Origin of the sequence: Pseudomonas fluorescens (assembly GCF_019212185.1) — a bacterium.
Lineage (GTDB): Bacteria > Pseudomonadota > Gammaproteobacteria > Pseudomonadales > Pseudomonadaceae > Aquipseudomonas.
Genome location: NZ_CP078138.1, coordinates 335,280 through 356,442, shown reverse-complemented (window position 1 = coordinate 356,442; position 21,163 = coordinate 335,280). Strand labels below are relative to the sequence as shown.

Here is a 21,163-nt window from a genome sequence, read left to right as displayed (position 1 = left end):
CTCAGGAGCGCGACTTGAGCCACTGCCGACGCAGGCTTTGCGCCTGGGGATCGTCGCCGGTGGCCCAGGGGTCGATGGCGAAAGCGACAACCCGCTCGGCACCGGTGCCCTGGGCCCACTTGAGTTGCCGGGCGACGCGGTGGTAGTCGGCGGAAACCGCCTTGAAGTCAGTGCCGTCGCCACGCTCCGACGGCAGTTGCTCGAACAGCTCGACAATGACATCGAACGCCACGTCGCGCCGGCGCAGGTAGGCCAGCAGCGGCTCGATGCCCTCGAGGTTTTTCCAGCCGGCCACCCCGACGCCATCCTGCACCATGGGCCGCAACTGCGCACGATCCAGCAGGCTTTGCCACAACTGCACCAAGCTGCCGTCGGTTTGCAGGGTGCTGAAATAGGTGGAAATCGCCGGCACACCATGGCCGGCGTTCTGCGATACACCCGACAGCGCCATCAACCACTTGCCCAGACGCTCCTGACGGGCCGGCTCGGTCCAGTGGTACTGCTCGATTTCGTAAGGGATGTACCAGCCGGCGAATTGTGCGTGCTTCGACCACTGAGACTCGCGCATGTAGCGGCTCGCGGCCTGCAATGAGCTGCTGAAGAATTCGCTTTGGGCCTGCTCGTCGGTGGCCGACAGCGCCTGCCACCAGCCGTTGTCATAGGGCAGGCCGATGCGCACCTTGATCCCCTGCTCGCCCGCCGCATCCATCAGCGCCTGCATCACCGGGTCGGGCAGCATCCAGTCCGGCTCGTCGCCGCCGAGCAGCCCCACCCATTGCAGCACCAACTCTTCACAGCCCAGATCGCCCATGGCCTTCATGCGGTTGTGCCAGTCCTTGGGACTGAGTTGAGCGTGACTTTTCCAGATCTGCAGGAAGCTCGCATCCATCCGCGGCTTGGGCGAACAACCCAGCATCGGGCCGAACAGGGCGAGCAGCGAGACACCGGTTGCCAGGCGCAAGAACTGCCGCCGACCTTGGCATGGATCGTTCAACGGAGTGGGCATTGAGTGCTCTTCGACAGTGTTTGCGTGTCTGGAGGGCTCATCATAGCGTCTATCGAGCGGTTATGATGGGGATTGCCCAATCGGCCCCCTCTTCCACCCACCAGGATTGGCCCCCGCCAATTGAGTGATTTTTGCACGGACGTTTTTTTGCGCTACTCATGGCATTGGCCCTGTTGGCCGGCTGTTCGACCACGCCGCCAAGGGACCAGGGCAACATCTGCAGCATCTACCGCCAGTACCCGGACTGGTATGAAGACACGCTGAAGATGGAGAAGGCCTGGGGCCTGCCGCCGCATGTGGCGATGGCGATCATCAAGCAGGAAAGCAGCTTCGTCGAGGACGCCCTGCCGCCACGCGACTATTTTTTGTGGGTGATTCCCTGGGGCCGGGTCAGCTCGGCGTATGGCTACGCCCAGGCGCAGGATCCGGTGTGGGGTGAGTACAAAAGCGCGACCGGCAACGGCGGCTCGCGGGACAATTTCGACGACGCGGTGATGTTCGTCGGCTGGTACGCCGCTGGCACGCAACGCCAGCTGGGTATTTCCAAGTGGGACACTTACAGCCAGTACCTGGCCTACCACGAGGGTCGCGGCGGGTTCAGTCGGCAGAGCTATCTGCAAAAACCCTGGCTGATCCAGGTCGCGCGAAAAGTCGAGCAACAGGCGAAAACCTACGGCTGGCAGCTCAAGCAATGCCGCTCCGAACTGGAGAGCAATCGCAGTTGGTGGTGAGGTCAGGTTTCAGGTGCGGCGTCATCGGCGAGGTCCGACTCGGCGGATGACTCGTCGTCCTCATCCTCGTCGTCTTCGAGCAGGTAATCCTTGCGCGCTTCAGTGATTGCCCGGCGCATTTCCTCGCCCTTGACCGGGCAATTGAGCAATTGGGCAATGCGGTCGATACGTTGTGTCACGGCTGGCCTCCAACTCGCCAGGAATTACCTCGATAGTGCGCGTTTTCCCGGCGCGACGCCAATCCCTGAAAACAAAACGCCCGGCGCTGCTGGCCGGGCGTTGTGTTCAAGCAGACAGACTTACTGCTCGACTTCCTGGCTGCCCAGTTTGCTCATGACAAAGCCGACAAACTCTTCGACGGTCATTTTCTGGCCGTTGAAGTCCACCTGATTGTTGGCGTAGTGCAGTTTGGAGACGATGTTATCGCCCGAAAGCGTCGCCAGCTGAGTACCGACCGCCATGCTGCTGACCATGTCACTGGTCGCCAAAGCCTGCTCGGCAATGGCCTTGGCATCGGTCTGGCCTTCGGCGAGTGCCTGCAGGCTCACCAGGTCGGTGATCATCGGCTTGGACACTTGCACGTTGAGGTCCAGCAGGGCAATCAACTGCAGCACTAATTGATCGACCGGCAGATCCAGCGATTGCGGCTTGGCCAGGTCAACCACCAGGCTGGCCTTGCTTTCACCGTTGCTGGTGGTGAACGAGAGATTCTCCAAGGCGATTTGCGGCTGGGCGGCCAGGAGTTTTTCCAGGTTGGCCTTGACCTGCGCTTCCTCGGCTTCCGTGAGGTTCAGCTCAGGCACCGGTTGACCGGCAGCCGCTGCTTCGGCAGCAGCCTTCTCGTAGGGCTGCAGTTTGGTCTGATAGAGCTGCACCAGCGCCAGGGTCGACGGGATGTCGAGGTTCTTCATGCTCCAGGCCATCTTGGCCGAGCCGATGTTCTTGTCGTTGAGGCTGATCTCGGCAATCCGGTAATCGGCGCGCCCCGCTGCGTTAGTCCCGGATTCGCTGGTGGCGGTTTTCATTTCCAGCTTCTTGAAGTTCAGCACTTCCTGCTTGTCACCAAAGGTGGTCTTGCTGTTGGCGACCTCAACGGTGTTATCACCCAGGTAGTAACCGAAGCTGCTCTTGGCGAGATTACTGGCCAGGGTCAGCCCATTGAGTTCAACCTTAACCGGCGACTCATCCTCGGCCACGCTGGTCAGCACCAGGCTGTCCATGTACCCGTCGGCCTTGACCTTCTGCGCCTCGGCGCTGGCCGAGACCTCGACTTTCAGCCCGGAAAACTTCAGGGTCGACTGTTCGTCCAGCGCGGTATCCACCGGCAGCAGCTCGAGCGTACCGCTGGTAGCACGGTCGTAGCCGAGATTGACCACGCCTTTGAGCGGCGACACGTCCTTGGTGGCGGCGAACCACTTCTCGGTGAACGGCGTTTTTTCCAGGGTGTAATGACTGGTGGCCATCACCGGCAGCCACTTCAGGGTCACCAGCCGCGAGAAAGGCAGCGGACCGTGTTCGATGCGATCAGTGAACAGCAATTCGACGCCATCGGCATGCTCGCCGAACATCTCGCCCTGGCCCTTGAGCCGGTAATGGGCGGTGCTGCTGAACAGGTGGCGCTCCAGCGACACCAGTTCCAGTGACGCGGTGCCATTGGAGCCGACCATGGCCGCCTGCAGCTGCTGGTTGGCATCGCTGATGGTGCTCTGCAATACCCCTTCCAGTTTGGTCCCGGTGTACCAGGCGCCGCCGACGCTGATCGCACCGATGGCCACGACAATTCCAAGAAGCACGCCTGCTGATTTATTCATGAATAACCTGATCAATGTCCGTTGCTGGAGGTGCTGTCGTCTTCCCTGAAGCCTGTGACAGGCCGTGGCTCGACGTCGCTCAAAGTGGCGAGGAGATTAGCATTAGCTGTATAGCGCAACCCAATGAATAAGGGTTAAAGAGTGTCCAGCGATCATTCCCGAACTGCTGTAGGAATGATCGCAATCAGCCATTTCTGGTCTTGGGGCAACAGGGGGATCAAGCAGCGGAGTATTGCGTCTCCATTTCATCGAGTTGGTGATCGAAGCTTTTCAGGCGCGCGGTCCAGGTGTACACCAGCACTTCAAAATCGCGGTTGATGACCACACCGTTGGGTGAATCGCAGCGCGGATCGCAGACATCGAGTTGATAGCGTTCACGGGCCATGGCCGTGGCGACGTTGGACAGTTCGCGAGCATTGTTCAGCCAGTGCCAGCCTTCACCGGTGACCTGCTGGTCGAGAGCCCGGCACTGCACCTTGAGCGCTTCCAGGCTTTTTTCCAGTGGGGTGCCGGTCAGCTCGCCCATGACTTCCTGAAAAGTACGCCCCGGTTGCCAGTAACTGCCCCAGAAATAACGATCGAACACTGTTTCGACCCGACGCAGCGCGACCTTGGTGTCCCAGATCTGTACCAGGGTCTTGCCCTGCTCGAGTTGTTTTTTCTTGATGCGCCGGCTTTGCACTGAAGCCCAGGCGACGACCACCATCGACAACACACCGATCAAGGCGCTGGCGCTGTCCAGGAAAATCAGGGCCTTGTCGAGTTGATGCGTCAGCATGACGCCATAGAAATACGTAGCGGAGAGCAGCACCAGTGCGACGATGGCGCACCAGAAGCCGGGAGCATAAGGGTTTTTCATTATTGGAATCCCCATGACCTGCACGAGCCTTGATCGGCGGATCCGCCCGCGCGGACCCGACATGTCAAAGCATAGCAACGGCCTCAGGGTTGCGTCGGTTTTGCAGCTTGCGTTCGTCCGCTTTCCCAGCCACCGCCCAGGGCCAGAAACAGATCGATCTGGCTCATCGCAACTTGAGTGTTGGCCGTGGCCACTTGTGCCCGTACATCGGTGTAGGTGCGGGTCGCCTGCAGGTCGGCAAGGAAAGACGCGCGCCCGGCCTGGAAGAAGCGGTGAGTCTGGTCCGCCGCCACTTGCGCCGACTGTTCGGCGTCGACCAGGGCATCGCGGCGCTGCAGCAAAGCGGAATACTGCGCCAGGCCGGTCTGGGTCTCGCGTATGGCGTTGAGCACCACCCCGTCGAAATGCGCCAGCGCGCCCTGGGTGGCGGCTTCGGCTTCCCTGACCCGGGCGCGCGAACCGTTGGTCGGCACGGTCCAGGTCAGCAAGGGGCCAAACCCCCAGCGATTGGTTTGAGGCTGCCCCAAGTGGTCGAGAATGCCCACAGTACCGACGGTCGCGCCGATGCTGATGTCCGGGTACAGCTCACCGGTGGCCACGCCAATTTCCGCGGTCGCTGCCGCCAGCCGCCGTTCGGCCTGACGTACATCCGGACGACGCTTGAGCAGCGCGGCACCGTCGCCGACCGGCAATAGCTGGGCGATTTTCGGCAACTCGTGGCAGGCGTTGGTGCCCGCTGGCAACTGGTCGACGGGCTTGGCCAGCAACATCGACAGGCGGAACAGCCCGGCCTGGCGTGCGGCCTCGTAACGGGGCAAGTCGGCGCGCAGCGATTTGAGTTGGGTCTGCGAGCGGGTGACCTGGGTTTCATCACCGCGCCCGGCATCGCGCAGACGCTGGATCAGGGTGGTGCTTTGGTCTTGTAGCGCCAAGGAATGCTCGGCGATTTCCCGTTCTTCATTGGCCGCGCAGACCTGGGTGTAAGCGCGCACGACATCGGCCACCAGGGTGATGCGCGCGGTGTCCGCTGCCGCCTGGGTCGCATCGGCATTGGCTTTGGCCGCTTCGATCCCGCGTTGCAAGGTGCCGAACAGGTCGAATTGGTAGGAAGTGCTGATCGCCACATCACCGATATTGGCCACAGGGACTTTTTCCGGCAGCAGGAACGCCTCGCCCGACTCCTGCAGGCGCTGCGCACCAAGTTTCACTCCACCGCTCCAGCCACCCGCCGCTTCGGCCTGCTCAACCTGAGCCCGAGCACGGGACAGATTGGCCGCCGCCACCCGCAGATCAGTGTTGGCGAGCATGGCCTGGCGCACTAACTCATCCAGGCGCGGGTCCTGGTACAGACGCCACCAGTCGCTCGGCACCGGCGCCGAGACCACATCCCGGTTACCGGCACCCAACTCGCCCTGGGCATCTTTACGCTGAACCGCCGCATCGGCCGGCACCTGGTAATCCGGGCCGACCACCTGACAGGCAGATAGCATCAAGCCCAGCCCGAGTGTCGCCAAGGCGCTGAGCGCTTTCATTGCGCCGGCTCCTGCAGCGGCTTGTCGCCGATGATCGACACCGTGGCGGTGCGCCCGGCGATCATGCGGAAATCCGCCGGTACATCGTCAAACGCAATGCGCACCGGAATCCGTTGCGCCAGGCGCACCCAGCTGAACGCCGGGTTGACGTTGGGTAACAGGTTGGAACCGCTGGTGCGGTCGCGGTCCTCGATGCCGGCAACGATACTTTCGACGTGTCCGCGCAACCGCGCACGGTCACCGACCACACGAATGTCGACGCTCTGCCCGACATGAATGCCATCGAGCTTGGTCTCTTCGAAATAGCCGTCGATATGGAACGAGTTGCTGTCCACCACCGACAACACCGGACGCCCGGCGCTGACAAATTCCTGGGAACGCGGTGCGCGATCGTTGACGTAGCCGTCCACCGGGCTGCGGATCACTGAGCGATCGAGGTTGAGCTGAGCGCTGTCCACCGCCACCTGGGCTTCCATCAATGCCACCTCGGCACGGGCCACGCGTGACTGGCTTTCTTCCAGTTGCTCGCCCGGCACCAGGTTGCCCAGGCCACGGTTGCGCTTGGCTTCACGCTGGGCCTGGGCCAGGGTTTCCTGGCGGTCGGCAACGGCGGCCTTGGCCTGACGCAGCGCCAGCTTGAAGCGGTCCTGATCAATGGTGAACAGCACTTGGCCGCGCTTGATCAACTGGTTGTCGCGCACGTCCACTTGCTGGATCAGACCGGACACGTCCGGGGCGATCTGCACGATATCGGCACGGATGTGCCCGTCCCGCGTCCAGGGCGCGAACATGTAGTACATGATCATGCGCCACACCACGACGCTGGCCAGGGTCACCACCAGCAGGGTCACTATCACGCGACCCAGGGTCAAAACAGGTTTTTTCATGTCATCAGGTATCGACTGAGTGAGTCCACAGCGCCGAGCAGCAAGGCGTAAAGACCGACGTTGAACAAAGCCCGGTGCCAGACCAGACGATAAAAGTGCAGGCGCGTCAGCAGGCCGTGCACCAGCAAATACAGCAGGTAGGTGATGCCCATCAGCACCAGTAGCGTAGGCAGGAATACCCCGCTGACATCCAAGTCACCGATCATAAAGGCGCTCCGTCGATTCCATGGGGAAGCAGTTCCTCGGTCTCGCCGGCGCCGATGAAGGCCACGCCCGGCAACAGCGCCAGACGCAGGCCACTGAGGGCGTGCAGCAGATTCAGGCGGGTGTCGTCGTCACCGGCCAGCGCCTGGCTGTTGAGCGCGCGGCGTGCGCGGTCCATGGTCATCTGCAGGGGTGCCGGGGCCGGCAAGCGTTCACCGGCTTTCAGGCAAGCCTTGAAGTAATCGCCGACCTCGGCCACCACCTGGCGTACCAGGGCATTCGCCGGACCGCTCACTCGTGGCGCGTAGGCGAGCAAGTCCAGCAGGTTCAGCGCCACACGCACTTCGCGCAGGGCCACGCCGGTGTCCTGACCGATCATCGCCAGGCGCGGCAGGTGCTGCATCAGGCGGTCGAGCATTTGCACACCGAGGTAGCGATGCTCATTGAGATTGGCCGGTTCGCTCAGGCCAACGATGTCGCGCCAGCTGAAGCGGGTCAGGCGCTTGGCCGCCAGTTCAGAACCGAAGGGCCGAGCCACCAGGGTCCAGATAAAGGCAAACAGCAAGCCGATAGGCCCGGCCAGGTTGGAATTGATGAAGCTCAGGAAGTCGGCATCGTAGACGCCCTGCAGACTGATGAAGGACGAAGTGTTGACGATGGTCAGCAGCATTCCGAGGTAAAACGCCGGCTGCACCGTCAGGGTGCCGACGCAGATGTAGGGCACGGCAAACGCCAGGACCAGCATCGGGAAGTCGTGCAGGTTTGGCAGAATCAGAAACAGATAAAGGCTGGCGAACACCACCGACAATGCGGTCCAAAAGAAAAACCGGTAGATCTGCGGCGCCGGGTCGTCCATCGCGGCGAAAAAGCTGCAGGCCACCGCCGCGAGAATCACCGCGCTGCCGCCGTCAGTCCAGCCCAGCAGGATCCACAACACCGAGGCAACGATGATCGCCAGCACCGTCGACGCGGCCGAATAGAGCATCAGCCCGCGATCAAGAAACGGCGTCAGCCGGCCCAGCCGCCAATGCCGATAGACCGCGCGCCAGTTGTCCTGGCTGTCGTTGTGAATCGCCTGCTGCAAGCTGCGCAAGTCCTGCCACAGGTCGATCCATTCGCCGAGCCGATAGAGTGCGTTGGAAAACACCAATTGCTTGCGCTCATCCAGCGCCTCGGGGCTTGGCTGCAGGGCGGCCAACTGGTCGCGCAACGCCTGCCAGCGCTCGACCGAAGCGTCGTGGTGCTCAAGCCATTCCTCGGCGGCGGCGAGCATCGGCTGGATCTTTTCCACCAGGTCCGGCGTGCGGCGTTGCAAGGCGTAGAGCGCATCGTCCAAGGCGTCGACGACGGGCAGCAGGTGGATCATCCGCCCGCGCAGTTCCTTGGTGTTGCGCACGGTTTGCGGGCGTGCGCCTTCGTGAGGCAACTGGCCGATCATCAGTTCCAGGGTGTTGAAGGTCGCCACCATCGAGGCGCGCAGCGCGCTGACTTCTTCGGGCTGGACGTCACGGCTGAGGAAGCGTTGGCTGTAGGTCACTGCCGCGCCAAACCACTTGATGACCGCATCATCGAGCACTGGCGCCAGACGCCGAGGCCAGAACAGGCTGCCGACCACCGCCGCGCAGATGATGCCGAGGAAAATCTCTTCAGTGCGCGCCTCGGCCACGTCCCACACCGCCAGCGGGTTATCCACCACTGGCAGGGCGATCAGCGGCAAGGTGTACCCGGCGAGCATCAGCGCGTAACTGTTGGCGGTGCGCAGATGCATGGACAGGAACAACAGGATGCCGGTCCACAGCGCAATGACCACCACCAACACATAGGGGCTCTGCACAAACATCGGGACGAACAGCAAAGCCGCCGCCGCACCGGTAAACGTACCGATGGCCCGGTACAGCGCCTTCGAGCTGGTGGGGCCGACGAATGGGCTGGAAACGATGTACACCGTGGCCATCGCCCAATAGGGGCGGGGCATTTGCATGAGCATGGCGATGTACAGGGCAATCATCGACGCGGCGAACGTGCGCACGCCGTAGAACCAGTCACGGGCCGGTGGCAGACCGCTGAAAAATCCATTCAAGGCTGGGTCACCGCTGGCTGTTCGGCGCTTTCAAATGCGCGAATCACCCGCAACGCCGCTTCCAGATCGGCGGTATCGATGCCCTGCAGCACCTCGCGGCGCAGGCGCACCAGTTCCACCTCGACCGCCTGCACCAGCACCCGCCCGCTGTCGGTCAGGCTCAGACACTTGGCGCGGCGATCACGGGGGTCTTCAGTGCGGCAGACATAACCGGCCTGACACAATTGATCGAGCAGGCGCACCAGCGACGGACTCTCCATCCCGGCCGCCTGCGCCACCGTCACCTGTCGCACTCCTTCACCGAGCCGGCCGATCATCAACAACGGCACGGCACAGGCTTCGGAAATGCCGAAATTGACCAGGGTGGTCTGGCAGACTTTGCGCCAATGCCGCGAGGCGACCACCATGGCGCTGCTGATATTCATGTGAAGGGTGTCGAGGGTCTGAGGCACGGGGGGCTTCGCACACTGTTAGTTTGCTAACTATCAATATGACATTGGCGGGGAATTTCAGTCAAGTTTTGAAACAAATTACCGGGAAATTTGTTAGCTCGTCGAAGCCTATCGCCACATCAGCCAGAACACTTTGCACAATCAACTCCTCAGTTCGAGTCGCTATTCTGGCTTGCTGACCGTTTCAGGACGATCGTCATAAAAGCCGCTTGAGCATAGCCCTCTCCGCCCTACTGCCCCCGCCCCTTACGCAACAACAGATTCAACTGGTCCACCACCTCAGCCCAATCAGCATCTTCGCGAATTTCGTCTCGCAGGAACTGTTTCTGACCTTCGGACCAGAAAAACGCATCCGCCAGATGCAGTTCCGGCTTGAGCGGGGAATGGCTGGCTATGAATTTGTCGATGCTCTCGGCGTCATCCGGCAGGCCGAGTTGCTTGAACAGGCTGGGCAGGCTGTGGGTTGGTTTTTCCATGAGGGAGCTCCTTTCGTTGGGGATTGACGGGAGAGGCCTTGGCTCGCCTTTCGAAGTCTAGGTCGGATGGCCGTCGACGACGGAAAATCCGCCCACTGGAAGACTCGACCCCGGCTGATCAAAATTCGTTCAACCCAAGGCTCTACTAGACTGTAAAGAGAGCCTTCTTCCGGCTCGTTGACGGATGACTCTCCCGGAGGGTCGAAGTGAATATTCGTGGCTGGTGTGTGGTTGCGCTGTTATCGGGCTTGAGCACCTCGGCGCTCGCTACTGATGCAGTGACGCTGATGGCGGGCAATCCGTTCGCCGTCTGGTTGATGCTGTTCGGCGTGGCATTTCTGGTGGCCGAGGCCCTGTTGCCTAATTACGGCGTGGTCGGCCTGGCCGGGATTGTGATGTTCGTGATCGGTGCGGTGATGCTGAGCAATGCCGAGATTCCCACGCCGCTGATCACCGGCCTGGCGGTGGTCAGCGCGCTGTTGCTGATCGCCTTGCTGATCCATGCCTTTAGAACCCGGCCGCGCCACGCGGTGAGCGGCGATACCGAGCTGTTCGGCAGCGTCACCCCGGTGCTCGCCCTACAGCCGGGCAGTGCCTATCACGGCTGGGTGCACCTGCAGGGCGAACGCTGGCAAGTGCGCAGTACCACACCGCTGCTACCGGGCCAACGGGTACAGGTGATCGCACGTAAGGGGCTGGTGCTCGAAGTGGCCGCCACTGACGCGCCGGCGCTGGGAGAATGATCATGGGCCTACAATTGGGTTTTGCCGCGCTGCTGGTGCTGCTGATTGCACTGGCGGGCTCGACCTTCCGCATCCTGCGCGAGTACGAACGGGCCGTGGTGTTCCAGCTCGGGCGTTTCTGGCAGGTCAAGGGACCGGGGTTGATCCTGTTGATTCCGGTGGTCCAGCAAATGGTCCGGGTCGATTTGCGCACCATCGTGCTGGATGTGCCGCCACAGGATGTAATCACCCGCGATAACGTCTCGGTGAAGGTCAACGCGGTGCTGTACTTTCGCGTGCTCGATCCGCAGAAAGCAATCATCCAGGTCGAGGACTTTCTCGCCGCTACCAGCCAACTGGCCCAGACCACCTTGCGTGCGGTGCTCGGCAAGCACGAGCTGGACGAGTTACTGGCCGAGCGCGAGCGCTTGAATGTCGATATCCAGCAAGCCCTCGACACCCAAACTGATGCCTGGGGGATCAAGGTCGCCAATGTCGAGATCAAGCACGTCGATCTCAACGAATCGATGATCCGCGCCATCGCCAAACAGGCCGAGGCCGAGCGCGAGCGGCGGGCCAAGGTGATCCATGCCGAGGGCGAACTGCAGGCCTCGGAAAAACTCATGCAGGCCGCCGAAATGCTCGGGCGCCAGCCGGGTGCGATGCAACTGCGCTACATGCAGACCTTGAGTTCGATTGCCGGCGACAAAAGCTCGACCATTGTCTTTCCGCTGCCGATCGAGTTGCTCAAGGGCATGGCGGATTTGTCGGGTCGGGAATGAGGGGAAAAGACGCCGCGTACAACCGTGATGTACGCGTTATCGTTAACCTTTTTCGCGAGCAGGCTCGCTCCTACCCATGCCGGTTGGGTAGACCGACTGCCAACCGCCGCCCAGCGCTTTGTACAGATCGACCATCGCCAGCGACACACCGGTCGCGCTTTCCACCCATTGCTCCTGAGTCGCCAGCAACTCACCCTGCACGGTCAGGACGTTGACGAAATCCACCACGCCTTCGACGTATTGCTGCTGTGCAGTGCGCAGCGCGATCTGGTTCTGCCGCACGGCTTCGGCCAGGCTGTCGCGGCGCAGTTGGCTGGCGTTGTAGCGGGTCAACTGGTCGTCGATTTCATGCCAGGCCCGCAGCACGGTTTGTTGATAGGCGAGCGCCGCTTCCTGCTGTTGTGCCTCACGCAGTTGCAGCATGCCGCGCAGGCGTCCGCCGTCAAACAGCGGTAGGCTGAGCTGTGGGCCGATGGCGAACTGGCGCGAGCCCCAGGAGCCGAAATCACTCAGTTGCATGGCCTGGGAGCCGAGGCTGCCGGACAAGGTGATGCGCGGGTAAAAATCGCCCTTGGCTACGCCAATGTTGGCGGTGGCGGCATGCAGGCGGGCTTCGGCCTGGCGGATGTCCGGACGTCGCTCGGCCAGTTGCGACGGCAAGCCGATGGCGACCTGACGCGGCGTCTGCGGCACCGGACCGTCTTGCGCCAACTGGGCCTGCAACGCCTGCGGGCGCTCGCCCATTAATAGGCTCAAGGCATTGATCAGTTGCGCTTGACGCTGTTGCAGCGCCGGCAACCGCGCTTCAATGGCCGCCACCTGGGCTGCCGCTTCGGCGACGTCCAGATCGGTCGCCACGCCATCCGCCAGGCGCAGTTGCGACAACTTCAGGCTATGCCGGGCGACCTCGAGGTTCTGCTCGGTGACGGCGCGGGTGCTCTGCACACCGCGCAGCTGAATGTAGTCCTGGGCAGTTTCCGCCAGCACTGATAGCAGCACCCCGCGGCGATCGTTCTCCGCCACTTCGAGGCTGGCGTCGGCGGCTTCGGTCTGGCGCCGCACCCGGCCCCAGAAATCCAGTTCCCAGGAGGCCGAGAAACCCGCCTCCCACAGGTTGAAGGCAGAATCGCCGTTGTGCCCGGACGGATCGCTCAAGCCCTCGCCGCTGTTGCGTTTGCGCCCGTAGTTGCCGCTGACGCTGCTGTTGGGGTATTGCTCGGCGGTGATCACCTGGCGCACGGCGCGGCTCTGTTGCAAGCGGGCGCTGGCCAACTGCAGGTCGAGGTTGTCGGTCAACGCGCGACGGCTGAGGGCTGAGAGTTGCGCATCCTGGAATACCTCCCACCAGCGCTCGTCCATTGCCTCGGCCGTTACCTGACTGGCGGCGGCTTGTGATGGTTTGGACCATTCGGTTTGTGGCTGCGTCTCGGGTTTCTGGAAGTCCGGGCCGACGGTGCAGGCTGACACACTCAACATGAGCAAGGCACACAGTGTGAGGCGCGGCTTCAGGCCCCATCGCGAGCAGGCTCGCTCCCACACTGGATCTGCGTCTGAACAAAGAATGTGCGAACTGCCGAGATCAACTGCGGGAGCGAGCCTGCTCGCGAAGGCGTCGGCACAATCAACGGATATCTTCATCGCTGAACAACCTCATTCGCCTTGACAGCCACCGTATCAATGCTCGCCTCCACCGACATCCCCACCCGCAGGCGCTGGGCCATCGGCTGACCCGGGTCGAGCATGATTTTCACCGGAATACGCTGCACGACCTTGGTGAAGTTACCCGTGGCGTTGTCCGGTTTAACGGCGGCAAAGGTCACCCCAGTGGCCGGCGCGATGCTCTCGACCCGCCCGGTCAGCGCCTCACCGCCCAGGCTGTCGACACGCACGACTACCCCCTGTCCCGGCTGCACGTCAGTCAGTTGGGTTTCCTGAAAGTTACCGATCACATAGGCCTGCGCCAACGGCACCACGGCGAGGATCTTGCTGCCCGGCGTGACATAGGCGCCAACCCGCACGGCGCGCTCACCGACCATGCCATCCACCGGCGCGACGATGCGCGTATAGGACAGCTCATAGCTGGCTATTTCCAGGGCGGCGTGGGCGCGCTTGAGCCCGCCTTCGGCCGCGTCGCGCTGGGCGCTGAGGATTTCCACCTGCTTGCGCTCCGCCGCCAGCACTGCTGTGGCGTTGGCCAGACGCGCGGCGGCCTGGTCGATGCGAGTGCGGGCTTGCTGGGCATTCTGCACCGTGCCGGCACCGACGCCTGCCAGATGGTTGTAGCGGTTCAATTCGTGATCGGCGAAGGCCATTTCCGCCTTGGCGGCAACCACCGTGGCCTGCGCCTGGGCAATGACTGATGCCTGACGTTCGAGAGTTGCCCGGGCGTTCTGCAATTGGGCTGCGGCCACCAGCGTGTCGGCGTCGGCAGCCTCGGCGGCGGCGCGCAGGTCGCGGTCGTCGATCAGCGCGAGCAACTGCCCGGCCTTGACCTGCTGGTTATCCTCCACCAGCACCTCTTTAATGAACCCGGCCACGCGCGGCGCGACCAGGGTGAAGTCGGCGCTGACAAACGCATCATTGGTACTTTGCTGGGGTGTGCGGCCAAAGACGCCGGGCGCCAGCAGGTAAACCAAGGCGCCTACGGCAAGCACTGCGGCCGTAGCACCGGTGAGTTTTTGCCTGGATGAAATCGTCATAAACAAACCTTCTGTTTTAGTCAGGTCGGCGCGCGCGGTGGATAGATCCGCGTCGGCAGCCAGAAAATCAGCAGGATCAGCGCCAGCGCGACCCCGGCCATGCACAGGTACAAGTCGGAAGAAGTCAGGACCACGGCTTGCTGGTGCAGACGCCGGGCAAGCGTGGCGCTGTCGCCATCGACCAGCGGCGAATTGCCCAGACTGTCGACCAGCATCGTCGAGTGGAAATGCAGGCGCGCCGTGGTCAGCGCCTCCAGCACGCCGGTGGCAATCACCGCCGCCAGGCCCTTGACCGTGTTGAACCAGGCCGAGGCGAACGGCCCTTCCAGCGGACTGATGCTGCCGGTGGAGAGCATCAGCAATGGCAGCACCGACATCGGCTGGCCGAAGATCTGCAGCAGTTGCAGCACATAGAAGTCGTCGCGAATCCACACCGAGGTCAGGTGCGAGCCGCCGATGCACGACAGTGCCAACATGCTCAGGCCGATCCCCAGCACCCAGCGGCAATCGACCCAACGCAGGTTGCACAGGGCCGCGACCAATGGCAGCGCAATGAGCTGCGGCGCCGCCATCAGCAGCATGATCGGTGCGGTCTGGATCGGCCGATAACCCTGCACCTGCGCCAGGTAGCTGGAAGGAATAATGATCACCGCCAGTAACACCACCAGCACCCCGGCCAGGGTCATCAAGGCGAAGCTGAGGTTGCGGATACCGAGCATCTGCAGCTTGAAGAACGGCACCGGCTGCGACCATTCGTTGCACAGGAACAGCACCAGTAACAGCAGGCCGCCGCCCAGCAGCCAGCAAATCAGGCTCGACTCGAACCAGTCCAGGCGATTGCCTTGCAGGATGCCGATCACCAGCATGCAGATCGCCGGAAAGCCCAGCAGCAGCCCGCGCCAGTTGAAATGCTTGAGGCGCTCCAGGCGCAGCGGATCCTGGGGCAAGCCGTAGGCCACTGCAGCCATCGCCAGCAGACTCGGCACGATGATCTGCCAGAAGGTCCAGTGCCAGCTGACGTACTCGGTCCACAGCCCGGCCAAAGGCGTGCCCAGGCCCGGGCCGAAGGTGGCGGTCAAGGCGTAGCCGGCCAGGCCGTAGAGTTTGACGTTGGCCGGCAGAAAGCGCAGGGCGACGGTCATCAGCATCGGCGGCAAGGCGCCACCGGCCAGTCCCTGCACCGTGCGCAACAGCAGCAGACTTTCGTAAGTCGGGGCGAACGGGATCAACAGGCCCAGCAGAGTGAACAGGCCAATCGCACACAGGGTGAAACGACGCAGGGAGAAGGTCACCGCACACCAGGGTGCGAACGCCATGGCCGCCACCGAAGTCGCGGCGTAGCTGGCGACCAGCCAGGTGCCCTCGTCGTAGCCGATGGCCATGGCACCACGAATGTCGGCCAGGGCGACCTTGGTCACCATTTCGTTCAGGCCCGACACCAGTACCGCCAGCAGCACGCCCACCAGACCGATGATGATCCGTGGGCCGAAGCTCGGCGGGGCAACCGCCTTGGGTGCGCTGGCCGCTTCGAGCGTGGCGGGAACAGCGAGGGAAGTCATTGGAAGAACCGCTCCGGATTACAGAAATACCGGAGCAGTTTAAGAAGTGCGACAGCTGACGAAAACTGACTTATCGACAGCTTATAAGTGCGTCAGACGCACGCATTGCTGGTCAGTCCGGTTGCGTCGCCAGCCAGGTCGCATCGCAGCTGCTTTTGATCGTTTCGCGCAACCAGCGATGGGCCGGGTCCTTGTCGTAACGCGGATGCCAGGCCTGGGTCAGCATCATCGTCGGCAAGGGGATCGGCAGGGTGAACGAGCGCAGGCGCAGCCCCAGGCGCGCGACGCTGCGCAAGGCCTCCTTGGGCACCGGCAGAATCAGGTCGGAATCGGGCAGGACAAACATCGCCGCGTGGAAGCTTGGGGCAATCAACGCCACCCGCCGCTCCAGGCCCAAGGCTTGCAGCGCGGTGTCGATCGGCCCGCGAGCGATGCCGCGGCGGGACATGCTGATATGGGAAAAACTGGCGTAGCGCTCGGCGGTGATTTCGCCGTCCAGCAGGGGATGCCCTTCGCGCACCAGGCCGACGAAGTGCGTCGTGAACAGGTTCTGCACCTTCACTTCCGGAGTACGCGGGCGCGTGTTGCTGATCATCAGGTCGATGCGCCCTTCGCGCAGCGCTTCGTCGTCGCCATCGCCTTCCGGGACAAAGCGCAGTTCGCAATGAGGCGCCTGACGGTCCAGGGTATCGATGAGGTGACCGCCGTAGACGCCGACGAAAAAGTCGTTGGCACGCACACTGAAGCGCCGACGCAAGGTGCTCAGGTCGACGTCATCAGCGGAACGAAACAGCAGCGCCGCCTGCTCCACCAGGTCGCGCACCTGGGCGCGCAATTCCAGGGCCTTGGGCGTCGGCACCAAGCCCCGCCCGGCGCGCACCAGGATCGGGTCGCCGAGGGCTTCGCGCACCCGGGTCAGGGTCCGGCTCATGGCCGCCGGGCTCAGGTTCATCCGCCGCGCGGCACCGACGACGCTGCCTTCATCAAGCAGCGCATCGAGGGCGACCAACAGGTTCATGTCCGGGAGTTGCATGGTAAGCACTCATGGCGGGTGGAGACTGATTCAAGCGCACTCCTGGCCGTGTTGGCTAGCCGGAAATGTCGAAGGCCTTTTGCACATTTTTTGGCAACAAGGTGCCGTACAGCGCCTTCGGATGGTCATGACAACGCTGCACCACCTGGGGCAAGGCGCCGAGCAATTCCAGGTTCAGGGTCGTGCCCTCCTCGGCTTTGCGCGCATTGGCAAACACCGGGTACAACAACGCGGCGGTGGTCCGGGAGAATGTCGGGGCAGTGCTCAGAGGCTGGCCAGGATAGCGACTGCGGTAGGTTGCCAGCTCGTCATTGAGCATCTCGCAGGTCTGGAACAGCATGCTGTGAATGGCGGTGTACGGATTGTCCGGCGACTGAGTGCTGAGCCCCGGTTCAAAAATCAGCGTGTTCTGCGCATCGACGACCGCCGGGGCATCCTTGCCGACCTTCCAGGGCTGGAATCGCCACTGCTCGACCGCCGCTTTCGCTGCCAGGCCGAACGCCTCATGAGTCGCACTGAGGACTTTTACGTCCGTGACCGAGCCGTCGTTATGGATATTCAGGCTGACCCGCACATTACCCGACACCGTGCCCATCGCCGCCGGATAAGCCGGCTTGGGCAGGTAGGCGGTGTCGGCCGAGGGCGGGAATGCAGCAGATGCATTCAGCGAGCACAGCAGCGCTGCACCGAGGAGGAGAAGACGCATGGAAATCCTTTTTGAGGCGCCGAAACAAAGGCGGCGATTGTCGCGCACCTCAACACCAAAGGACAACCATTCTCATCTGCCAAGCTCCAAGCTTGAGGCTTAGCGCTTAGCGCTCATGCAACGCCTCCGCCCTTGCCTTGATGATCGGCTTGAGCAAATAACTGAGGATGGTTTTCTTGCCGGTGATGATGTCCACCGAGGCAACCATGCCGGGGATGATCAGCAGCGGTTTCTCATCGGTGCCCAGATGGCTGCGTTCGGTGCGCAGGGTGATCATGTAGTAGGTGGTTTTCTTGTCTTCGTCGGTGATGGTGTCGGCGCCGATCTTTTCCAGCTTGGCCTTGAGGCCGCCATAGATGGTGTAGTCATAGGCGGTGAACTTGACCACGGCTTCCTGGCCCGGGTGCAGGAACGCGATGTCCTGCGGACGGATCTTCGCCTCCACCAACAGGGTGTCGTCCAGCGGCACGATTTCCACCATATCGCTGCCGGGCTGGATCACCCCGCCAATGGTATTGACCAGCAACTGCTTGACGATGCCCCGTACCGGCGAGGTCACCAGCGTCCGGCTGACGCGGTCTTCCAGGGCCTTGCCAGTGGCTTGCGCCTTGTTCAGTTCGGTGCGCGCCTCGTTCAGTTGGGTCAGCGCCTCACTGCGGAACTTGCCACGGGTTTCGTCGATCTTGCGTTGTACTTCCTTGATCGCCGACTCGGCGCGGGGAATCGCCAGGGTGGTCGCGTCCAGTTGGCCGCGGGTCTCGACTTCGGCGCGCTTGAGGCGCAGCACTTCCACAGGCGATACCGCACCTTGCGCCACCAGCGGCTCGGACATGTTGATTTCCTGGCGCTGCAGACTCAGGGCCTGACGGTATTGCGCTTGTTTGGAAATGAACTCGCGCAGCTCTTGCTGACGCTGGATCAACTGCTCTTGCAAGCCGCCGATTTCATCGTGCAGTTGCTGGCGGCGGCTGATGTACAACGACTCTTCACTGGCGGCCTGCACCGGCACCGCCTTCATTACATCGGCGGCAAACGCCAGCGGGCGATCATCGACCTCCGCGCTCAAACGCTCCACACGCAGCAACATGGACAGACGATCAGCCTCGGTTTCGCCGGCGTTGGAGACAAACCGCGTGTCATCCAGGCGAATCAGCGGCGCACCGGCCTCGACGATTTGCCCTTCGCGGACGAACAGCTCGGAGACGATACCGCCTTCCAGGTTCTGGATTTTCTGCAGCTTGGAGGATGGAATGGCCTTGCCATCGCCACGGGTGACTTCGTCGATCACAGCGAAGTTGGCCCACAACAACATGAACAGGAAGAAGGCGATGATGCCCCAGATGGTCAAGCGGACCACCCTTGGGGCGTCTTCGATCAGGGCTTTCTTTACCTCGGGCAAAGGCTGGCCATCGAGTGAGTCGGAGCCTTTGAAGTAACTGCGGATCGAGTCGCGCACGCCGGACTTAAGCAACACTGATCTGCCCCTTCTTCAAAGCTTCCATAACCACGGCTTTTGGGCCATCGGCGAGAATCTGCCCGCGGTCGATCACCAGCAACCGGTCAACCAGCGACAGCAGTGAGGCCCGGTGTGTGACCAGTAGCACGGTTTTGCTCTCGATCACCGACTGCAGGCGTTGTTTCAAGCGTTCTTCACCGGTGTTGTCCATCGCGCTGGTCGGCTCGTCGAGCAGCAGGATCGGCGGGTTGAGCAGCAACGCCCGGGCCATGGCCACGTTCTGGCGCTGACCGCCGGAGAGATTTTGCCCACGCTCACCGACTTGCAGCTCATAGCCTTGCGGGTGCAGGCGGGCAAATTCGTGCACACCTGCCAACTCAGCGGCCTGCAGCACTAGTTCGTCTTCCATGTAGCGCGCACCGGACACCAGGTTGTCACGCAGGGTGCCGGCCAGCAGCTGGATATCTTGCGGAACGTAGCCGATGTTGTGGCGCAATTCGCTGACGTCGATCTGCCGAATGTCCACGCCGTCCACCAGCAAGGCACCTTCGTCCGGCTGGTAAAGGCCGACCAGCAGTTTGGCCAGGGAGCTCTTGCCCGAACCACTGCGGCCGATGATGCCGATTTTCTCGCCGGGCTTGATCACCAGGTTGATGTTTTTCAACGCCGGGGTTTGCTGGCCCGGGTAGGTGAAGTTCAATTGTCGGCACTCGATGGCGCCCTGCACCACCTGGCGGCTCAGTGGGCGCTCGTCAAAGTTGCGCTCTTGCGGCAACTCCATCATATGGTCGACCGAGCTCATGGTGACCTTGGCCTGTTGATAGCGGGTCAGCAAGCCGGACAGCGAAGCCAGGGGGCTGAGGGCGCGGCCACTGAGCATGTAGCAGGCGATCAGGCCACCCATGCTGAGGTTGCCGGCGATGATCTGGTAGACCCCGAAGGCGATCATGATCACCCCGGCCAATTGCTGGATCAGCAGAGTGATGTTGATCGACAGCCCGGAGAGCATTTTGACCCGCAGCTCCAGACGGCTGAGGGTGCCGATGGTCTGCTCCCACTGGTACTGGCGCTCGCTCTCGGCGTTGTTGACCTTGACCGCGTCGAGGCCGGAGAGGGTCTCGATCAGGCTCGACTGGCGCTCGGCGCCGAGCGCCATGGTGCGCTCCATGGTCGCCTGCAACGGCTTCTGCAACATATAGCCAATGAGCAGGGCGATCGGGAATGCCAGCACCGGGATCCATACCAGGTGCCCACCCAACAGGGCGATCACCAGGAAGATCAGCAGGGTAAACGGCAGGTCGATCAGGCTGGTGAGTGTCAGCGACGCGAGGAAGTCGCGCAGGCTCTGAAACTCATGGATGTTCTGCGCAAAGCTACCGACCCGGGCGGGACGGTATTTCATCGACATGCCGACAATCCGCTCAAACAGCGTGGCTGAAATGATCAGGTCGGTTTTCTTGCCGGCCAGGTCCAGGCACAAACTGCGCAAGCTCTTGAGGATCAGGTCGAACATATAGGCGCCGGTTATCCCGACCACCAGCACCCACAGGGTCGCCTCGGCCTGGTTGGGCACTACACGGTCATAGACGTTCATCACGAACAGGGGCGCGGCCATGGCGATGATGTTGATCAGGAAACTCGCGGCAATCGCATCGGCGTAAAGCCAGCGCGAGCGCTTGAGGGTGTCGCGGAACCACGAGCGCGCACGCGGGATCAGGGTGCCGTGGTTAACGTCAAATTTATGCTGTGGCTGGGCGAAGAACGCCTGGCCGGTGTAATCGTCGGCCAGCAGCTCGCGGCTGACCAGGACTTCGCCGCCGTCGCTTTCGCTGAGCAGCAATCGCGCCTGATCGTCGCCGTGCCAACCCAACAGGACCGCACTACGGTCATCCTTGAGCAACAGCAGTGCCGGCATGGCGATCGATGGAATCTTATCCAGCTTGCGTTGCAGCACCCGCCCTTGCAGGCCGGCACGCGCGGCGGCGCGTGGCAGCAGCTCGACGCTCAGGCGCTGCTTGGGCAATGGCAGACCGGTGGTCAGCATCGCCGCGCTGGCAGGTTTCTGGTGCAGCATGCACAGCGCCAACAATCCGTCGAGTAACGGATCATCGTGCGAGGCGCGTGGATCATGACTGAGATGAACTCGACTGGCTTCTGATTCCACGCTC

20 protein-coding genes are annotated in these 21,163 nt (G+C 62.3%); 3 read left to right on the top strand and 17 right to left on the bottom strand.

What is annotated here, in order from left to right:
• Position 1: 1 nt before the first annotated feature.
• Positions 2 to 1,006 carry a DUF4434 domain-containing protein gene (locus KW062_RS01545; protein ID WP_105755879.1) on the bottom strand — a complete coding sequence of 335 codons (1,005 nt, stop codon included), beginning with the start codon at positions 1,004 to 1,006 and terminating at the stop codon, positions 2 to 4.
• A gap of 158 nt (positions 1,007 to 1,164) precedes the next feature.
• Here KW062_RS01545 and KW062_RS01540 point away from each other — a divergent pair, with 158 nt between their 5' ends.
• Positions 1,165 to 1,737 carry a transglycosylase SLT domain-containing protein gene (locus KW062_RS01540; protein ID WP_027619402.1) on the top strand — a complete coding sequence of 191 codons (573 nt, stop codon included), beginning with the start codon at positions 1,165 to 1,167 and terminating at the stop codon, positions 1,735 to 1,737.
• Positions 1,738 to 1,739: 2 nt separating this feature from the next.
• Here the strand turns inward: KW062_RS01540 and KW062_RS01535 are convergent, their stop codons facing one another.
• The 9 genes from KW062_RS01535 to KW062_RS01495 form a co-directional block, all read right to left on the bottom strand.
• Positions 1,740 to 1,916 carry a hypothetical protein gene (locus KW062_RS01535; RefSeq protein WP_177433283.1) on the bottom strand — a complete coding sequence of 59 codons (177 nt, stop codon included), beginning with the start codon at positions 1,914 to 1,916 and terminating at the stop codon, positions 1,740 to 1,742.
• A gap of 120 nt (positions 1,917 to 2,036) precedes the next feature.
• Entirely contained in the window at positions 2,037 to 3,548 is a 1,512-nt protein-coding gene (locus KW062_RS01530; RefSeq protein ID WP_105755880.1) for a YdgA family protein, read from the bottom strand.
• A 217-nt stretch (positions 3,549 to 3,765) separates the two neighbouring features.
• Positions 3,766 to 4,407: a hypothetical protein gene (locus KW062_RS01525; protein ID WP_027619399.1), complete on the bottom strand. Its 642-nt coding sequence runs from the start codon at positions 4,405 to 4,407 to the stop codon at positions 3,766 to 3,768.
• 83 nt (positions 4,408 to 4,490) lie between these two features.
• Positions 4,491 to 5,939, bottom strand: coding sequence for an efflux transporter outer membrane subunit (locus KW062_RS01520; protein WP_105755881.1), 1,449 nt, complete (start codon positions 5,937 to 5,939; stop codon positions 4,491 to 4,493).
• Complete coding sequence (locus KW062_RS01515; protein ID WP_105755882.1) at positions 5,936 to 6,826, bottom strand: efflux RND transporter periplasmic adaptor subunit; 891 nt, start codon at positions 6,824 to 6,826, stop codon at positions 5,936 to 5,938. Before KW062_RS01515 ends, KW062_RS01520 begins: the two co-directional genes overlap by 4 nt.
• Positions 6,823 to 7,032: a DUF1656 domain-containing protein gene (locus KW062_RS01510; protein WP_027619396.1), complete on the bottom strand. Its 210-nt coding sequence runs from the start codon at positions 7,030 to 7,032 to the stop codon at positions 6,823 to 6,825. Before KW062_RS01510 ends, KW062_RS01515 begins: the two co-directional genes overlap by 4 nt.
• Positions 7,029 to 9,110: an FUSC family protein gene (locus tag KW062_RS01505; RefSeq protein ID WP_027619395.1), complete on the bottom strand. Its 2,082-nt coding sequence runs from the start codon at positions 9,108 to 9,110 to the stop codon at positions 7,029 to 7,031. The genes KW062_RS01510 and KW062_RS01505 overlap by 4 nt, the downstream gene beginning before the upstream one ends.
• Positions 9,107 to 9,535 carry a MarR family winged helix-turn-helix transcriptional regulator gene (locus tag KW062_RS01500; RefSeq protein ID WP_105755883.1) on the bottom strand — a complete coding sequence of 143 codons (429 nt, stop codon included), beginning with the start codon at positions 9,533 to 9,535 and terminating at the stop codon, positions 9,107 to 9,109. Before KW062_RS01500 ends, KW062_RS01505 begins: the two co-directional genes overlap by 4 nt.
• A 257-nt stretch (positions 9,536 to 9,792) precedes the next feature.
• Positions 9,793 to 10,038 carry a DUF2789 domain-containing protein gene (locus KW062_RS01495; protein WP_105755884.1) on the bottom strand — a complete coding sequence of 82 codons (246 nt, stop codon included), beginning with the start codon at positions 10,036 to 10,038 and terminating at the stop codon, positions 9,793 to 9,795.
• A 206-nt stretch (positions 10,039 to 10,244) separates the two neighbouring features.
• Here KW062_RS01495 and KW062_RS01490 point away from each other — a divergent pair, with 206 nt between their 5' ends.
• The gene (locus KW062_RS01490) at positions 10,245 to 10,781 is read left to right on the top strand and encodes an NfeD family protein (protein WP_027619392.1); all 537 of its coding nucleotides are present in this window, start codon (positions 10,245 to 10,247) and stop codon (positions 10,779 to 10,781) included.
• A gap of 2 nt (positions 10,782 to 10,783) precedes the next feature.
• Entirely contained in the window at positions 10,784 to 11,542 is a 759-nt protein-coding gene (locus tag KW062_RS01485; protein ID WP_105755885.1) for a slipin family protein, read from the top strand.
• A 42-nt stretch (positions 11,543 to 11,584) separates the two neighbouring features.
• Here KW062_RS01485 and KW062_RS01480 read toward each other — a convergent pair whose 3' ends face one another.
• The 7 genes from KW062_RS01480 to KW062_RS01450 all read right to left on the bottom strand — a co-directional run bounded on the left by KW062_RS01480 (position 11,585) and on the right by KW062_RS01450 (position 21,159).
• Complete coding sequence (locus KW062_RS01480) at positions 11,585 to 13,180, bottom strand: efflux transporter outer membrane subunit (protein ID WP_105755886.1); 1,596 nt, start codon at positions 13,178 to 13,180, stop codon at positions 11,585 to 11,587.
• Complete coding sequence (locus KW062_RS01475) at positions 13,177 to 14,241, bottom strand: HlyD family secretion protein (protein WP_027619389.1); 1,065 nt, start codon at positions 14,239 to 14,241, stop codon at positions 13,177 to 13,179. The genes KW062_RS01480 and KW062_RS01475 overlap by 4 nt, the downstream gene beginning before the upstream one ends.
• Before the next feature lie 20 nt (positions 14,242 to 14,261).
• The gene (locus KW062_RS01470) at positions 14,262 to 15,800 is read right to left on the bottom strand and encodes an MFS transporter (RefSeq protein WP_105755887.1); all 1,539 of its coding nucleotides are present in this window, start codon (positions 15,798 to 15,800) and stop codon (positions 14,262 to 14,264) included.
• Positions 15,801 to 15,912: 112 nt separating this feature from the next.
• On the bottom strand, positions 15,913 to 16,833 hold the full coding sequence (locus tag KW062_RS01465; protein WP_027619387.1) for a LysR family transcriptional regulator: 921 nt from the start codon (positions 16,831 to 16,833) through the stop codon (positions 15,913 to 15,915).
• 55 nt (positions 16,834 to 16,888) lie between these two features.
• Positions 16,889 to 17,539, bottom strand: a complete 651-nt coding sequence (locus KW062_RS01460) for an energy transducer TonB family protein (protein WP_027619386.1) — start codon at positions 17,537 to 17,539, stop codon at positions 16,889 to 16,891.
• A 106-nt stretch (positions 17,540 to 17,645) separates the two neighbouring features.
• Positions 17,646 to 19,013 (bottom strand): HlyD family type I secretion periplasmic adaptor subunit, encoded by a 1,368-nt coding sequence (locus KW062_RS01455; protein ID WP_027619385.1) that lies wholly within the window; start codon positions 19,011 to 19,013, stop codon positions 17,646 to 17,648.
• Positions 19,003 to 21,159, bottom strand: coding sequence for a type I secretion system permease/ATPase (locus KW062_RS01450; RefSeq protein ID WP_027619384.1), 2,157 nt, complete (start codon positions 21,157 to 21,159; stop codon positions 19,003 to 19,005). Before KW062_RS01450 ends, KW062_RS01455 begins: the two co-directional genes overlap by 11 nt.
• Positions 21,160 to 21,163: the final 4 nt, after the last annotated feature.

Coding starts and splice junctions, on each gene's coding strand:
- KW062_RS01545 (WP_105755879.1), bottom strand. CDS start 1,006: ATGCCCACTCCGTTGAACGATCCATGCCAAGGTCGGCGGCAGTTCTTG.
- KW062_RS01540 (WP_027619402.1), top strand. CDS start 1,165: ATGGCATTGGCCCTGTTGGCCGGCTGTTCGACCACGCCGCCAAGGGAC.
- KW062_RS01530 (WP_105755880.1), bottom strand. CDS start 3,548: ATGAATAAATCAGCAGGCGTGCTTCTTGGAATTGTCGTGGCCATCGGT.
- KW062_RS01525 (WP_027619399.1), bottom strand. CDS start 4,407: ATGAAAAACCCTTATGCTCCCGGCTTCTGGTGCGCCATCGTCGCACTG.
- KW062_RS01520 (WP_105755881.1), bottom strand. CDS start 5,939: ATGAAAGCGCTCAGCGCCTTGGCGACACTCGGGCTGGGCTTGATGCTA.
- KW062_RS01515 (WP_105755882.1), bottom strand. CDS start 6,826: ATGAAAAAACCTGTTTTGACCCTGGGTCGCGTGATAGTGACCCTGCTG.
- KW062_RS01510 (WP_027619396.1), bottom strand. CDS start 7,032: ATGATCGGTGACTTGGATGTCAGCGGGGTATTCCTGCCTACGCTACTG.
- KW062_RS01500 (WP_105755883.1), bottom strand. CDS start 9,535: ATGAATATCAGCAGCGCCATGGTGGTCGCCTCGCGGCATTGGCGCAAA.
- KW062_RS01495 (WP_105755884.1), bottom strand. CDS start 10,038: ATGGAAAAACCAACCCACAGCCTGCCCAGCCTGTTCAAGCAACTCGGC.
- KW062_RS01485 (WP_105755885.1), top strand. CDS start 10,784: ATGGGCCTACAATTGGGTTTTGCCGCGCTGCTGGTGCTGCTGATTGCA.
- KW062_RS01480 (WP_105755886.1), bottom strand. CDS start 13,180: ATGAAGATATCCGTTGATTGTGCCGACGCCTTCGCGAGCAGGCTCGCT.
- KW062_RS01475 (WP_027619389.1), bottom strand. CDS start 14,241: ATGACGATTTCATCCAGGCAAAAACTCACCGGTGCTACGGCCGCAGTG.
- KW062_RS01470 (WP_105755887.1), bottom strand. CDS start 15,800: ATGACTTCCCTCGCTGTTCCCGCCACGCTCGAAGCGGCCAGCGCACCC.
- KW062_RS01465 (WP_027619387.1), bottom strand. CDS start 16,833: ATGCAACTCCCGGACATGAACCTGTTGGTCGCCCTCGATGCGCTGCTT.
- KW062_RS01460 (WP_027619386.1), bottom strand. CDS start 17,539: ATGCGTCTTCTCCTCCTCGGTGCAGCGCTGCTGTGCTCGCTGAATGCA.